This window comes from Desulfonatronospira sp. MSAO_Bac3 (assembly GCF_003838035.1).
Taxonomy (GTDB): Bacteria; Desulfobacterota; Desulfovibrionia; order Desulfovibrionales; family Desulfonatronovibrionaceae; genus Desulfonatronospira; species Desulfonatronospira thiodismutans.
The window spans coordinates 1-14,669 of the sequence record NZ_QYZY01000250.1 but is presented as its reverse complement, the minus strand read 5'-3'; the positions used below and the strand labels follow the sequence as shown (position 1 = coordinate 14,669).

At 56.3% G+C, this 14,669-nt stretch carries 11 protein-coding genes and 1 tRNA gene; 6 read left to right on the top strand and 6 right to left on the bottom strand.

Going from position 1 to position 14,669, the window contains the following annotated elements; genetic code table 11:
* The 5 genes from fliD to D5S03_RS08615 all read right to left on the bottom strand — a co-directional run.
* The coding region (fliD, locus tag D5S03_RS08635) for a flagellar filament capping protein FliD (RefSeq protein ID WP_287043516.1) at nt 1-1,585 on the bottom strand (1,585 nt) is incomplete at its 3' end.
* A 565-nt stretch (nt 1,586-2,150) separates the two neighbouring features.
* Nucleotides 2,151-3,206, bottom strand: coding sequence for a glycosyltransferase family 9 protein (locus tag D5S03_RS08630; RefSeq protein ID WP_287043514.1), 1,056 nt, complete (start codon nt 3,204-3,206; stop codon nt 2,151-2,153).
* The gene (locus D5S03_RS08625) at nt 3,193-4,227 is read right to left on the bottom strand and encodes a glycosyltransferase family 9 protein (protein WP_008871483.1); all 1,035 of its coding nucleotides are present in this window, start codon (nt 4,225-4,227) and stop codon (nt 3,193-3,195) included. Before D5S03_RS08625 ends, D5S03_RS08630 begins: the two co-directional genes overlap by 14 nt.
* A gap of 35 nt (nt 4,228-4,262) precedes the next feature.
* Nucleotides 4,263-4,859, bottom strand: coding sequence for a D-glycero-alpha-D-manno-heptose-1,7-bisphosphate 7-phosphatase (locus D5S03_RS08620; protein WP_287043512.1), 597 nt, complete (start codon nt 4,857-4,859; stop codon nt 4,263-4,265).
* 102 nt (nt 4,860-4,961) lie between these two features.
* Nucleotides 4,962-5,054, bottom strand: a tRNA-Ser gene (locus D5S03_RS08615).
* 187 nt (nt 5,055-5,241) lie between these two features.
* On the opposite strand from D5S03_RS08615, the gene D5S03_RS08610 reads away from it, so the two are divergent.
* The 4 genes from D5S03_RS08610 (at nt 5,242) to D5S03_RS08595 (ending at nt 9,589) form a co-directional block, all read left to right on the top strand.
* On the top strand, nt 5,242-6,411 hold the full coding sequence (locus D5S03_RS08610; RefSeq protein ID WP_008871481.1) for an aminotransferase class I/II-fold pyridoxal phosphate-dependent enzyme: 1,170 nt from the start codon (nt 5,242-5,244) through the stop codon (nt 6,409-6,411).
* 30 nt (nt 6,412-6,441) lie between these two features.
* Nucleotides 6,442-7,740 carry a homoserine dehydrogenase gene (locus D5S03_RS08605; RefSeq protein WP_287043509.1) on the top strand — a complete coding sequence of 433 codons (1,299 nt, stop codon included), beginning with the start codon at nt 6,442-6,444 and terminating at the stop codon, nt 7,738-7,740.
* A gap of 212 nt (nt 7,741-7,952) precedes the next feature.
* The gene (locus tag D5S03_RS08600; protein ID WP_008871479.1) at nt 7,953-9,149 is read left to right on the top strand and encodes a cofactor-independent phosphoglycerate mutase; all 1,197 of its coding nucleotides are present in this window, start codon (nt 7,953-7,955) and stop codon (nt 9,147-9,149) included.
* On the top strand, nt 9,146-9,589 hold the full coding sequence (locus tag D5S03_RS08595) for an acyl-CoA thioesterase (RefSeq protein ID WP_287043507.1): 444 nt from the start codon (nt 9,146-9,148) through the stop codon (nt 9,587-9,589). The genes D5S03_RS08600 and D5S03_RS08595 overlap by 4 nt, the downstream gene beginning before the upstream one ends.
* 153 nt (nt 9,590-9,742) lie before the next feature.
* Here D5S03_RS08595 and D5S03_RS08590 read toward each other — a convergent pair whose 3' ends face one another.
* On the bottom strand, nt 9,743-10,144 hold the full coding sequence (locus D5S03_RS08590) for a PilZ domain-containing protein (RefSeq protein WP_008871476.1): 402 nt from the start codon (nt 10,142-10,144) through the stop codon (nt 9,743-9,745).
* A 265-nt stretch (nt 10,145-10,409) separates the two neighbouring features.
* Here D5S03_RS08590 and D5S03_RS08585 point away from each other — a divergent pair, with 265 nt between their 5' ends.
* Both D5S03_RS08585 and D5S03_RS08580 read left to right on the top strand, forming a co-directional pair.
* Nucleotides 10,410-11,468 (top strand): hypothetical protein, encoded by a 1,059-nt coding sequence (locus D5S03_RS08585; RefSeq protein WP_287043505.1) that lies wholly within the window; start codon nt 10,410-10,412, stop codon nt 11,466-11,468.
* Nucleotides 11,469-14,129 (top strand): cytochrome ubiquinol oxidase subunit I, encoded by a 2,661-nt coding sequence (locus tag D5S03_RS08580; RefSeq protein WP_287043504.1) that lies wholly within the window; start codon nt 11,469-11,471, stop codon nt 14,127-14,129. It abuts the gene before it with no gap.
* Nucleotides 14,130-14,669: the final 540 nt, after the last annotated feature.

The window sequence follows — 14,669 nt, the reverse complement described above, 5'->3', positions numbered from 1 at the left end:
TCTGGATGGTGCTTTCGTAACCCTGTTCCATGATTCTGAAGGTGCCGCTCTCGGGATCGGTCATTTCCCGGACCGCATCCGAGAGTTCTCCGGCTTTGCCCTGCTTGAGGCGGACATTGCCCTGGTATTCACCGTCTGATAGATTGTCCACCCGAATGACCAGCCCCCGCGAGTCACCTGACCTGGAGCTGATGGTCATTTCCTGGTTGTCGAAGCGGGCTTCTTCACCGTCAATGTAAGCCTCCTGGATCTGTCCGTTTTCAATGGTATAGCTCACCTCGTACAGGCCGGGCCTGGTGGTGCCTTCGATCTGGGAGGCAAAGCGGAAATCAGAGGTGTCTGTGGATGGTTCGTTGTCCGCGCTGAATATCTCGGCCACGGCCTGGGGGTCTTCGTCCAGGACTTCATCCAGGCGGGATTCGTCAAGGCGCAAAAGCCCGTAGTCCTCTTCCTCTTCGTCGGTCACAGTACTGATGCCGATGCTGCCCAGGTTGGGAAAGGGGTCGTCATCACGGTCAAAGCCGACTCCGGCTGAGGCCAGGACGTCCCTGATGCGGTCCTGGACCATGCGCACCCCGTAGTTGCCGGTGAGAAGGGAGGTCTGGGGACCGGCCATGTCATCATCCTCGGCTTCCTCGTCCTCCTCGATCCTGGAGACCCCCTGCATCATGGCCAGGACATTATTGACGCTGTCCACGAATTCCTGCACCTGCTCCTTGATGGCCTCGTGGTCATCGGAAACTGTTATCTGGGTCTCGCCTGTTTCATAAAGGTTCAGGGTCACGCCTTCGATAACATCGTCCACGGAGTTGGAATCGCGTTCTATCCAGCGCTCTTCAGTGACCTCTCCGTCTTCGTCAACTTCATCCCGGGGCCAGCCGTCCACCTTGATCTTTGAGTTCTGGGCCTCCTGGCTGGTGTCGAAATCGTCTGCTTTAAAGCCATCCAGGTCCGTTTCTTCATCTTTTATCTCTACCTTGTAGTCAGCCCCCTGATCCATGCCCTTCAGCTGCAGAAAATATTCGTTGCCGTCGTTGATCAGGGTAGCCCGGACCCCGGGGTTGTCCGGGTCCTCGTTTATGAGTTCCACCAGGCCCTGCAGGGTGGTGCCATCGGGAACCTCCAGATCTACACGTTCATGGGCGTCCTCGCCTTCTTCGGGACCGTACTGGTAGCTGAAGGTTCTGGCTTCACCGGAATCGTTGACGGGATCATCTGTCTCGGCAAAACCTTCATTGCTGAACATGATATGGTTGCGGGCCAGCTGGCCTACTTCCAGGTTGTATGAGCCTTCTTCGGCGCTGCTGTCCGCCGAGGCCGAGGCCACGCTCTCCTGGCCGGATTCGGCACTGCGGATGAAGAAATCATCCAGAGTGTTCATGGAATCCATCTCGGAGCGCATGGAGACCATGGAGTTCTGCAGCTCCTGGGAAGCCTCCATTTTGACCTGCTCCTGCTGCATGTCCTGCTGCAGCCTCTGGATGCGGCGGCCTTCAATCTGGACCATCTGGTTGACGATCTGGTCAAAGTCCATGCCTGAGCCCAATCCGTCAAAGCGTATCTGTCCTGAAGTCAGATCCGGCATTATATGCCTCCTTGGCTTGGTCTTGTGCGAAAAATGCGGAAAATTATTCCCGGCAGCATTCCGGGCCAGGGCTTTTTTGTGCCTGGAAGCTGCACGCCCGGAGGATAACTGTGATCCCCGGTGGTTGTTGATTCTGGTTGAAGCAAAATTGGTGCCTTATTGTAAGTATCGGCTGTTTTGCTGATGGCTTTAAGAATTCAGGAATTCAGGAATTGAGGAATTGAGGGATTGGGGGATTGAGGAATTGAGGGATTGGGGGATTGAGGGATTGAGGGATTGGGGGAGGAAGAAATGATGAATGATGAATGCGGAATGGTGAAAGGTGAAGAAGGGGAGAAAGGCTTGGGAACTGAAGGAATTGGGCGGTCAGGTGATGTAACTCCTCATATGATAATGGTTTAGTCGGTGTCGGGGTCGGTATCGGGATCGGCTTCCGGCTCGGAGAGCCTATAGCTCGGAGAGGGTCGAAAAGGGATTGGGGCATGGGGCATGGAACATGGGGAAGAAAGTATGGGGGTGTTTGGATGGAAGGGGACGAGAGATAAAAAATATCTTTTTTGAGCAGTTAATCCGTATTAAGCGTCCTGGAGCCGGAAGAAATCCGGTTCAGGGCGTCCAGGACCCGGGAGGGGGTGATGTGGTGCATGCAGGGGGCGGTGCAGGTGTTTTTGAGTCTGCCGTGCAGGGAGCAGGGCCGGCAGGGCAGTTCTGATTCCAGGACCAGGCTGTTTTTTGCTGCAGGGAAAAATCCCCATTCCCGGGTGGTAGGTCCGAACAGGGCCACCAGTGGAGTATGCACGGCCCGGGCCAGGTGCATGGGCCCGGAATCCCCGGTGACTAAGGCGCAGCAGTGCTCAAGCAGAGCACAGGTCTGGCGGATGTCTGTCCTGGAAGTCAGGTCCCTGGAGCTGTCCGGCAGAAGGGAGTAATTTTCCCGGCCAATGATTACCCAGTCCATGCCGCGGTCTTCCAGCAGGGTGGCCAGGGCCAGCCAGTTGTCCGTGGGCCAGGCCTTGGCCGGATGGGTGGCATAGGGGTGCAGGGCGATAAGGGGTCTGGACGGCGTATGCTGGCTGGCAAGAGTGATTCCGGACCGGGACAGGGTCTCCCGCGCCTCGGCCTTTTCCGCAGAGGACAGGTGAATGCGGGGCTCAAGAGTGTCCCGGGCTGGAGGCCGGGGATACAGGGCGCGGAAGTAGCGCTGGGGGATATTGGATTTTAAGAGCTCGCGCCCAAACAGATCCATGCCGGTGAGGCCGAACATCCGCCTGTGCAGGGCCATCTTGGGGTAGGCAAAAGTCCGGCAGGGCCACATGGCCCTTAGTATCCTTGAACGCAGGCTGCAGTGAAGATCAATGAGCTGCAGGTCCCTGAACCGGCGGGCCAGCAGGCGGCAGAAGTTCAGCCACCCGGGAGTGGTCAGATACTTGCCTGGAACAGTGATGATCTCCTTTATGGCCGGATGTTTTTCCAGGACCGGGGCAAAGGCCTTTTTGGTGACAAAGATAAAGCGTGCTCCAGTGCGGGCATGCCAGGCCTGAAGCACTCCTGTGGTCAGGACAACGTCTCCCAGGGAGCCCAGGCGAATCACGACGAAATTTTCAGGTTCATTGCCGGGCATGGATTTTTTCCCTGATGACATCAAATACTTTTTTGGGCGTTAGGTCCAGCATGCAGCGGTGATGCCCCTGGGGGCAGCTTTTGCTCCCGTGCAGTCCACAGGGCCTGCACTCCAGGTCCGTTTCCAGGACTGTGGAGTGCTCTCCCCGGGGGAAGAATCCCAGGGACCTGGTTGTGGGGCCGAAAAGGGCCGCAACAGGGGTATTTTGAGTCCAGGCCAGATGCATGGGGCCGGAGTCGTTGCACAGGTAGCAGTCCAGGCCCTGCAGGAATGCGGCCAGGCCGGGCAGGTCCAGCCGGCCGGAAAGATCCAGGAGCAGGTCCTGGCGGCGGACCAGGTCTTTTATTTCCCTGGCGGCCTTTTCTTCGCCTGGACCGGCAAAGAGCATGACCTGCATGTCCAGGTTGTCGTGGACCATGTCTATGACTTCAGCAAAGTATGCGCCGGGCCACTTCTTGGTGGCCCAGGTGGATCCCGGGTGCACTCCCAGAACAGGACCGGTTGTGTGTTTTGCCCGGAACTCACCGGCCTTTTCCCTGGCCAGGGGGTGGAGATGAAGCCCTGGCCAGGTCTCCAGGGCGGGGACGCTTATGGGGGATAAAAGCTGGAGCACGCGTTCTATTTCTTCGAGCTGGTCAAAACGTCTGCTGCAGGTATGAGTGTAGGCGGCCCGGTTGAACCGGGGGGAGTCGTAGCCGATGCGGGTGGGGATGCCCGAGAAGGCGGAAATCGCCGCGCTTCTAAAGCTTGTATGGGGAGATACCCACAGGTCGAACCCCTGCCTGCGGATTGAGGCCAGGGTGCGAATCATGCCCAGGGGGCCGCTGTCGCGGCCGTATTTGTCCACTTCCTGGACCTGCAGGCCTGGATCTGGCTCAAAAAGAGGGCCCAGGCCCTTGCGTACGAAATAGGTCATGTGGGCCCCGGGAAACGCCCGGGCCAGATTCTGCAGCAGGGGCAGGGTCAGTACTGCATCGCCAAGAAAGGCTGTCTGCCAGATTCCTATACGCCTGAAACTCATTTATGTCCCGGGTGAAGAATTATCCATAATACGCATCAGCCATACCTTTGCTGCAGCCACTGCCAGGCAGAGGGGAGATCCATGGCCACTGCCGCAGGCATGCCGGGAAGATCAGGGGCCTCGGGCTCCATCCACCCGGCCGGAAGAGGGGGGATGCCGAGGCCGGCCATGCTCTTTTCTCCCTTGCCTGTGCCAAGCAGTATGCTGGCGGCAAAGCCGCAGTTCCGGCCGAAAGAGATATCTTCCTGCTTGTCTCCGAGCATGATGCTTTGATTCGCCTGCAGAGCGTGCCTGAGGCTGATTGTCTCCCACATGCCGGTGCCCGGCTTGCGGCAGGAACAATCAGCTTCTGGAGCATGGGGGCAGAAGGAGCAGTCTTTCATGAATACATTTTGCTCTGCAAGCATCTCAAGCAGGGCCTGGTGAACAAGCTGGTAGTCGGCCAGGGAAAAGTAGCCGCGGCCGATGCCGCTCTGGTTGGTGACCAGAAACAGGCTGCAGCCTGCGGCCTGCATGGCCTGCAGGGTCTGCACAACCCCGGGCAGAAAGACGATTTGATCCGGGCTGGACAGATAGTGCCTGTCCTCGATGATGGTCCCGTCCCGGTCCAGAAAGATGTTCTTGATGTCCAAAGCAGGGTGCCTTCAGGGATGCAGGGATAAAATCTGTGCTCCCGGTTGAAGAAGCGGGGCATAAAAAACTCCCAGGCCTTGAAGCCTGGGAGTTGTTGACTGTGGCGGAGAGGGAGGGATTTGAACCCTCGAAGGACGGTTAAGCCCTTACTCGCTTAGCAGGCGAGCGCCTTCAGCCGACTCGGCCACCTCTCCTGTTGCTGACCTGGATTTGATCCATGCCTTGCGTTATTTGGAAAAAATAACCAAAGTAGCTGCAAGCGTCAACCTAAATATTTGACATTTGACAAGTACGCCCATTACAATAATTATTTGTGCCCGCGGCGGCGGATGTTTCGTGTGTTTAAGTTTATCCAACCAATTTACGTTGCAGGAGTTTTGAATGGCTGAATTTGCTCGTATTAACAGGCTCCCCCCTTATGTTTTTGCCATCGTCAATGACCTGAAGATGCAGCTTCGCCGTCAGGGTGAAGATATTGTGGACCTGGGCATGGGCAATCCCGATCTGGCCACGCCCCAGCATATAGTGGACAAGCTGGTGGAGGCCGCCTCCAAGGGGGTCAATCACAGGTATTCCGCATCCAAGGGTATTCCCAATCTGCGCAAGGCCATCTGCGACTGGTATAAAAGGCGCTATGACGTGGACCTGGACCCCGAGACCGAGGCCATCGCCACCATGGGGGCCAAGGAAGGCCTTTCCCACCTGGCCCTGGCCATGCTCAGTCCCGGAGACGTGGTCTTTTCCCAGGACCCCACATACCCCATTCATCCATATTCAGCCATCATAGCCGGTGCAGACGTGCGCAGGGTGCCCATCGGTCTGGACCGGGACTTTTTCGAGGACCTGCTCACCGCCACCAGGCAGACCTGGCCCATGCCCAAGCTGCTCATCATCTGTTACCCCCACAATCCCACCACGGCTGTGGTTGACCGGGATTTTTTCCAGAAGATCGTGGATTTCGCCAGGGAGCACAATATCCGGGTCATTCACGACCTGGCTTATGCTGATCTGAGTTTTGAGGGCTACACCCCGCCCAGCATGCTGGAGATCCCCGGGGCCAGGGATGTGGGTGTGGAGTTTTTCTCCATGTCCAAGAGTTATTCCATGCCGGGGTGGCGTATGGGCTTCTGCTGCGGCAACAAGGACATGGTGCACGCTTTGACCCGCATCAAGAGCTACCTGGACTACGGCATTTTTCAGCCCATCCAGATTGCATCCATAATTGCCTTGAACGGTCCCCAGGATTGCGTGCAGGACATCGTGAACATCTACAAAGACCGCAGGGACGCTCTGGTGGAGGGCTTAAACCGCATCGGCTGGAAGGTGGAAAAGCCTAAGGCCACCATGTTCGTCTGGGCCAAGATTCCAGAGGAATTTCGGAAAATGGGTTCTGTTGAGTTTTCCAAGCTGCTTTTACAGGAAGGCAAGATGGCCGTGTCCCCTGGACTGGGTTTCGGCCATTACGGGGATGACCATGTGCGGTTCGCCCTGGTGGAGAACAGGCACCGCATCAATCAGGCCCTGCGCGGGGTCAAGAAGGTCCTGGGCTAAAAATCAAGCATCAGTTTCTGGAGGGAGTAAGTGCAGAAAAAGGTTATCAACCTGGGTCTGGCCGGCTTTGGAACCGTGGGAACGGGCCTGGCCAGAATAATCCAGGAAAACAGCGACTGGATAAATAGAAGGCTGGGCAAGGAACTGAAGATTCAGAAGGTCCTGGTTCGGGACCCCGGCAAAAAGCGTTCCGTGATCCCCGGTCCCGAGACTGCAATAGTGACCGATCCCCAGGATCTGGTGCATGACCCGCAAGTGGACATGGTGGTGGAGCTCATGGGCGGCCTGGAAACAGCCCACAGCCTGATTAAAAGCGCCCTGAAGGAAAAAAAGCACGTGGTCACCGCCAACAAGGCTCTTCTGGCGGAAAAGGGCAATGAGCTCTTCGCCCTGGCCCAGGAGCAGGGAGTGGGTCTATATTACGAAGCAAGCGTGGCCGGGGGAATACCCATAGTGCAGACCCTGAAAGAAAGCCTTTCCGGAGACCGCATCCGGTCTTTGACCGGGATTTTAAACGGCACAGCCAACTTTATCCTGAGCGAGATGACCAGGAAAGGACAGGATTTTGAAACCGCGCTGCAGGCGGCCAAGGATCTGGGGTATGCCGAGGCGGACCCGTCCCTGGATATCGACGGCCTGGACGCGGCGCACAAGCTGGTGCTGCTCATCCGTCTGGCCTACGGCGTGGATTATCCTTTGAATATCCTGCCGGTACAGGGCATATCCGGGGCCAGCTCCATGGATATCGCCATGGCCGCTGAATTCGGCTGCACCCTGAAGCTCATCGCCCAGGTGCGCGAAAAGTCCGGCCACCTGCAGGCCGGGGTCTTTCCGGCCCTTCTGCCCAATGACCACATCCTGGCCAAGGTGGAAGGCCCATATAATTCCATACTGATAGACGGCAACGCCGTAGGCCAGGTGATGCTATACGGCCAGGGAGCGGGCGATCTGCCCACAGGCAGTGCGGTGCTTGCGGATATCCTGGCCCTGGCCCGGGACAATGCCGTTCCCAACAATACCGGGTTTCTGGAAAAGGTGCTGCCCAGGGCAGAGGTCATCAGGCCGGAGCTGGCCGTAAGCAGGCATTATTTCCGTTTTACCGCCCAGGACAAGCCCGGGGTGCTGGCGGCTGTGGCCGGGGTCATGAGTGAGCACAACATCAGCATCGCCCAGGTGGTGCAGCGGGAGTCCCAGCCCCAGGGAGGCGGGGTGCCCATTGTATTCTTGACCCACAAGGCCCAGGCCGAAGCCGTGCACAAGGCCCTGGGGGAAATCGACAGGTTTGATTTTACCATCGCCCCGGCTGTGCATTACAGGATACTGGGGTAGATGGGGTTCGGAATTTAGGGATTTAGGAATTTAGGAATTGGGGGATTTGGGAATTTGGGGATTGGGGATTTAAGGCATGGGGCATGGGGCATGGCGCATGGGGCATAGGGCATGGGGAAGAAATGACAATTCCTCAATTCCTCAATACCTTAATCCCTCAATCCCCTAATCCCCTAATCCCCTAATCCCATAATCAATAATCTGGATGGATCATGACCAAGGTTTTGCTGCTGGTGGGCGACGGTATGGGGGACTGGCCCCTGGACGAGCTGGGTGGGAAAACTCCCCTGGAGGAAGCAGATACTCCGGGTATGGATTTTCTGGCCCCCATCTCCAGAGTGGGGCTCTGCCAGACAATCCCGGAAAATATGCCCCCTGGTTCGGACATAGCCAATATGACTCTTCTGGGTTATGAACCCGGGCGGTATCACACGGGCAGAGGTCCCATAGAGGCCGTGGCCATGGGCCTGGAGACTGCGGAGGACGACCTGGTCTGGCGCTGCAACCTGGTGAATGTAAGCGATTTTTCACAGTCCGGCACCATGCTGGATTATGCGGCAGGGCACATAGGCTCCCGGGAGGGAGCAGAACTTATGCACGGCCTGCAGAAAGAACTGGGGAGCTCCGAGTTTTCCTTCCATGCCGGAGTGCAGTACAGACATATCCTGGTGCAGAAAAAGGGTCTGCCGGGCAGGGCGGCCGGTCTGGACATAACCCCGCCGCACGACCTCCTGGATCAGAGCCTGGCCGGGGATTTGGAAAAATACCAGGGCTACCCGGCTCTTTGGGACCTGGTGCGCCGGGCGGCAGAAATTCTGCAGGAAGGGGGCAATGACACCAGTGCCCGGGCCATCTGGCCATGGGGGCAGGGCGGGCCTCTAAGGCTTCCTGCATTCAAGCACAGGTATTTTCTGGAAGGTGCGGTCATATCCGCAGTGGACCTGGTCAAGGGACTGGGCCGGGCAGCCGGCATGAGAGTGGTGGACGTACCCGGGGCCACCGGACTTCTGGATACCAACTATCAGGGCAAGCTCCATGCCGCCAAAACCTTTCTGGAAACAGGAGATTTCGTCTTTGTCCACCTGGAGGCTCCTGATGAATGCGGACACATGGGAAGTATCCGGGACAAGGTGGAGGCCATTTCGCGTTTTGACCAGCAGATAGTATGGCCTCTGCTGGAGCATTTAAGGGGCGAGGACGTGATAATAATCACCTGCTGCGATCACCTGACTCCCATCAAGATCCGCACCCATGCCCGGGATCCTGTGCCTTTCCTGGTCTACGACAGCCGGCAGCAGGCCTCCGGGCCGGAAACATTCAGCGAGAAAGAAGCACGCAGCACCGGGATTTTTCTGGAGCATGGCCACGATCTGCTGCCTTTCGCCCTGAACAGAAAAGGTGATGCGTGAAGCCCGCCACTGACTTTCCCTCCCCTGAAACCAGGCATCCCCATCGGGTCTCCTACGGCGAGACAGATGCCATGGGTGTGGTCTACTACTCCAATTACCTGCACTGGTTTGAAAAGGCCCGCAGTACATATATCCGGGAACGGGGCATAGGATACACCGAGATCGAGGCCAGGGGTGTGTATATGCCGGTGACCGAGGCCTGGTGCAAGTACCTGCATCCCTGCAGGTTCGACGAGTTGATATATATCCGGGCAGCCATCTGTGACTGGGGCAAGGCCTCTTTTTCATTTAAATACGAGGTGCTCGGCCCTGACCAGGACCGGGTGCACACCCTGGGGCGCACTGAACACGTGTGCATGGGGTCCAATGGACGTCCGGTGCGTGTTCCTGCATGGCTCAAGGAGATGTGCATGGACAGGCCGACGGAGGCCAGAGGCTGACCCTGTAGAGCCGGCTGTGGCCACGGGTGGATACGCCTTGCAGGCAGTGAAGGCCGCGGCCTGTATTGATCCTGGTATTGAAGAAGACAGGTTGAACCAGGCCCCTGGTTTGCCGGGTCCAGCCACAGTCGTGCGGGGTTGTGCCGGGCCGGACTAATGCCCGCGGTAGCTGTTTTTGAGCTGCTCCAGGGTGGAACTGTCAAAGGCCGGAGTGAGCAGTTCCCTTTCCACCTGGTCCGGGTCAGTGGAATACAGGCGGACCACGTTCAGCAGGTGGTAAAAGCTTTCCTCGTCCATCTGGACGAAATCCACGGCAGTGCCCCGCTCCGGACTGGAGTAGACTACTATCCCGGTTATGCCGATCTCCAGGCCGGAGCTTAGATGTATAACCAGCTCACAGGGTTCATTGACGGTGAAATCCGGATGGTAATCAGCCAGAAGACCCTTGAGGCTCAGGTTGCTGGTCTTTAATAAGCCATGCACGTCATTTTGCTGGATGCTCACCGAAAGCTGAAGTTCGACGCGGCTTCTTTTGCGCATATCCTGGTCAGGCATTTATTTTTCCTCCTGCATAGTGTGGAAGGATTATAGATGTATATATTGTACTCAAGTATCTGTTTATACATAAGTTCTAAGAGAGTCAGTCCCCATGCCTCATCCTGATCGCTCAACAGATTTGATCTGAAAAAAAAGTTGCACAAAGGACAAGGCCTGTGTATTAGTAATTGCGCTTTTCAGCTTGATACAATCACTATACCTGGACCTGCAAAGCAGAGCAAGCCATTTTTTCCTTCAACACAAATAATATCGAGGGAGCATTATGGATCCATCCGCCCTGATCCCCGTGTCGGACACCATTCCCACCGAATGGGGCTGGTTTTATTTTTTTCTGCTTCTCACCTTCATCATGCACCTGCTTTTAATGAATTCCATGCTGGGCATGGGTATTATGGCCTTAGTCAAGCATATCAAAAGCGGGGACAAGCACTGTCCAGTATGCAAGGACATCTCCCTTAAGCTTCCCTATACCATTGCCTTTACCATCAATTTCGGGGTGGCCCCTTTTCTTTTTCTGCAGGTGCTCTACTCCCAGTTCATCTACACAAGCTCGGTACTCATGGGCATGTACTGGCTGCCGGTGATAGCCCTGCTCCTGATATTCTACTACAGCGCCTACATCTATGATTTCAAGTACGACACACTGTCGCGTCTCAAGCTCTTGTTCCTGGCGGTGACAGTGATCTTCGGCCTGATCATCGCCTTTTTGTTCACCAACAACATGACCCTTATGCTCAATCCCGAGAAGTGGACGGGTTATTTTGAAAACCGCTCCGGGACCATGCTCAACCTTGGAGATCCAACCCTTATCCCCAGGTACCTGCATTTCGTGCTGGCCTCCATTGCCGTGGGCGGTCTGGCCACAGCCATCATCTGGAGGTTTAAAAAGGATCCCCGGGCCACGGAGTATATCCGGGAGGGGCTCAGCTGGTTTTCCTACGCCACCCTGGTGCAGGTGGCTGTGGGTGTCTGGTTTCTAATCTCCCTGCCCACGGACATTATGCTTTTGTTCATGGGCGGCAGCGCCCTGCATACGGCGATATTTCTGGTAGCCCTGGCCGGGGCGGGCTTCAGCCTTTTTTTTGGATTCAAGGAAATGCTCTGGCCCACCACTGCAGCACTTTTGGGCACGGTGGTGTTCATGGTCCTTGTGCGCGACCTGGTCAGACAGGCTTACCTGGCCCCGTATTTTCATCCCCGGGACCTTGAGGTGGTTCCTCAGTATTCGCCGCTTTACTTTTTCATCGTATTCCTGGTTCTGGGGCTGGCAGTGGTCTTTTACATGCTCAAGCTGGCTTTCGAGGCCAAAAGGGAGGCCTAAATGAATTATCCGGTGTGGGAACTGTTTACCTTCAGCGGAGGGTTCTGGATTGCAACTATCGCCATTGTGCACGTGTTTGTGGCCCATTTCGCCATCGGCGGCGGGCTGTTTCTGGTTCTCACGGAAATGAAGGGTTACCGGGAAAACAATCCCGGCATCCTGGAATATACCAAGAAGCACGCCAAGTTTTTCATGCTCTTGACCCTGGTCTTCGGAGCGGTAACCGGTGTAGGCATCTGGTTCGCCATTTCTCTGGTAAGCCCGGGGGCCACGTCCATGCTCATACATACCTTTGTCTATTTCTGGGCCATTGAATGGGTCTTTTTCATGGCCGAGATTATCGCCATATTCGTCTACTATTATACATTCGGCTCCATGGAGCGCAGAAAACACCTGCTCATGGGCTGGCTGTACTTTATATTCGCCTGGCTGTCTCTTTTTGTTATAAACGGGATTATTGCCTTCATGCTTTCTCCGGGGCAGTGGCTGGAAACAGGTAATGTCTGGCACGCATTCTTCAATCCCACTTTCTGGCCGGCCCTGTTCTTCAGGACATTTATTGCCCTTATGCTGGCCGGTCTTTACGGTTTTGTCACCGCATCCTGGATCAGGGATGCGGACCTGCGCGAGCAGATGATCCGCTACTGCGCCAAATGGCTGCTGGCACCCTTTGTATTCATGCTCATCAGCGGCTACTGGTACCTGCAGTCTGTTCCCGAGGGGGCACAGGCCATGATCCTGGGCCGCTCCCCGGAGATTGTGCCTTTTTTCCAGGCCTTTATCTGGCTCTCGGTGGTTATCGTCATCGGCGGGCTGATTATCTCCATCCGCATGCCAGGCAGCATCAAGAGGCCGATAACTATCATATTTCTCATGATCGGCCTTCTGTATATGGGCAGCTTCGAGTGGATCCGCGAGGCCGGAAGACGCCCCCACGTCATTTATGAGCACATGTATTCCAGTTCCATCCCGGTGGAAATGGAGCAGGAAATAAACGAAAAGGGCATGCTCAAGATGGCCAGGTGGACCGAGCATGACCAGGTCACAAGCGAGAACAAGTTAGAAGCCGGGCGCGATCTGTACAATATCCAGTGCTCAGCCTGTCATTCCCGGGGCGGGTTCATGAACGATATCATCCCGGTGACTGAGAAATTCGGCCAGTTCGGCATGGACTCCATGCTGGACGGCATGGGCCATGTATATGACTATATGCCCAGATTCATGGGTACCCGGGAGGAGCGCCAGGCCCTGGCGGCCTTCATTGTCCAGGAGATCCAGGGAAAAGAGCCGGAAAAGCCAAGAACCGTGGATGTCCCCGAGTTTGACTTTGACATCCCGCCTTTTGATCCCGATGAGGACGAATACGTCCTCATGGCCTGGAATACCCTGGGGCTTAAATGCATTACCGACTGCGATGACTACTGGTCCATGCTGCCCCCGGGCAACACCATTTATGCACAGCTGGTGCGCCGGGATTTCATGCCCGAGATTGTCACCCAGGGGGTGGAGATTACCTTCCGTCCGGAGGAGGGCTTTGAAAATCCGGCAAACCATGTCAGTTACTGGGACAACTCCCAGTCCCTGGCCGGCAGGGAGCTTCCGGAAAACGTAAGCGCCAAAGGCCTGGGCATGCAGGGGGAGATGACTCTCAACGAGGATCTGTGGACCTTTGTGGCTGACGGCATACCAGTGGTGCCCTACAGCGACGACGGGAGCATAAACCCGTATCCATTCTTCTACATAGAGGCCAGGGACAAGGACAGCGGGGAGCTGCTGGCCGAGACCAAGGTGGTGGCCCCGGTATCCGCGGAAATGGGCTGCAACAACTGTCATGGCGGAGAATGGAGAGTGGACGGTAAAATGGGCATCGCCGCCGAGACCGCCTCGGACGTATTAAAAAACCACGACAGAAGGCATGACACTAATCTCATGCCCAGGGCTGAAGCCGGAGAGCCGGTACTCTGTCAGAGCTGTCACGCTGATCCGCTCTTAAATGCGCCCGGTGACCCGGATATTTTAAATCTGCCCGCGGCCCTGCATGGATTTCACGTCCATTATCTGTCCGACCGGGAAGGGGCGGAGGCCTGCAATGCATGTCATCCAAGCGACCCGGATCTCTACACGGACTGCAAGCGCGGGGTGCACGCCACCAGGGTGGATCTGGACTGTACCTCCTGTCATGGTACCCTGGAGGATCATGCCCTGACCCTTTTAAAAGGCGAGTATGAAGCCGGCAAGACCGAGCAGGCCTCGCGGCATATGAGTCTTATTGAGCCGAGGCTCGTGGATTCCACCGAGGAGATAAACCCCAGGATCCCCTGGGAGCAGCAGCCGGATTGCCTGACCTGCCACCAGGATTTTCAGCAGCCTGAAAGTGACCAGGTGTCGGCCTTTAATGTCTGGAACGAGGAGGTTGATGAGCTGTACCGCATGCGCACGGATTATATGGGGCTGATGTGTCAGTCCTGCCACGGGGCCACCCATGCTGAATATCCGGCTGAAAACAAGTTCGGCCAGGACAGGGATAATGTGCAGCCGCTGCAGTATCAGGGCGAACCCTATGCCATCGGAGCCAACAACAACTGTTCAGTCTGCCACACCATGGAGATGGATTACGAGGCCCACCATCCCAATATGCTGTCCGGGACCAGGAATCGGTAGGAATTCGGGAATTCGGGAATTGGGGGATTGGGGGATTGGGGAATTGAGGGATTGAGGAATTGAGGAATTGAGGGATTGAGGAATTGAGGAATTGAGGGATTGGGGAATTGGGGGATTGGGGAATTTGGGAATTTGGGGATTAAGGGATTGGGGGATTTAAGGCATGGGGCATGGGGCATGGGGCATGGGGAAGAGGGCATGGGGCATGGGGCATGGGGAAGAGGGCGTGGGGAATGGGGCCCCGGTGAAACCCCTGTCTACGACAGGGAGCCCTTTAGGCTGTTTCACGGGGCAGGCATGGGGCGTGGAGAAGAAAGGGGGGATTTAGGGATTCTGGGATTGAAGGATTGAGGGATTCGGGGATTCTAAATCAGAGGTCAGTAGATGTTCAGGAAACTTTACATGCAACTGGCTGAACAGGGGATAAGAAAAATATTATGACAGGTTCCAGGGATCTAACTGGAAAGCAGGCTCTGGATTTTACTCTTAAAGACAGCCAGGGCCGGCAGCACAGTATGCAGGAATATCTGGGGAGCTGGG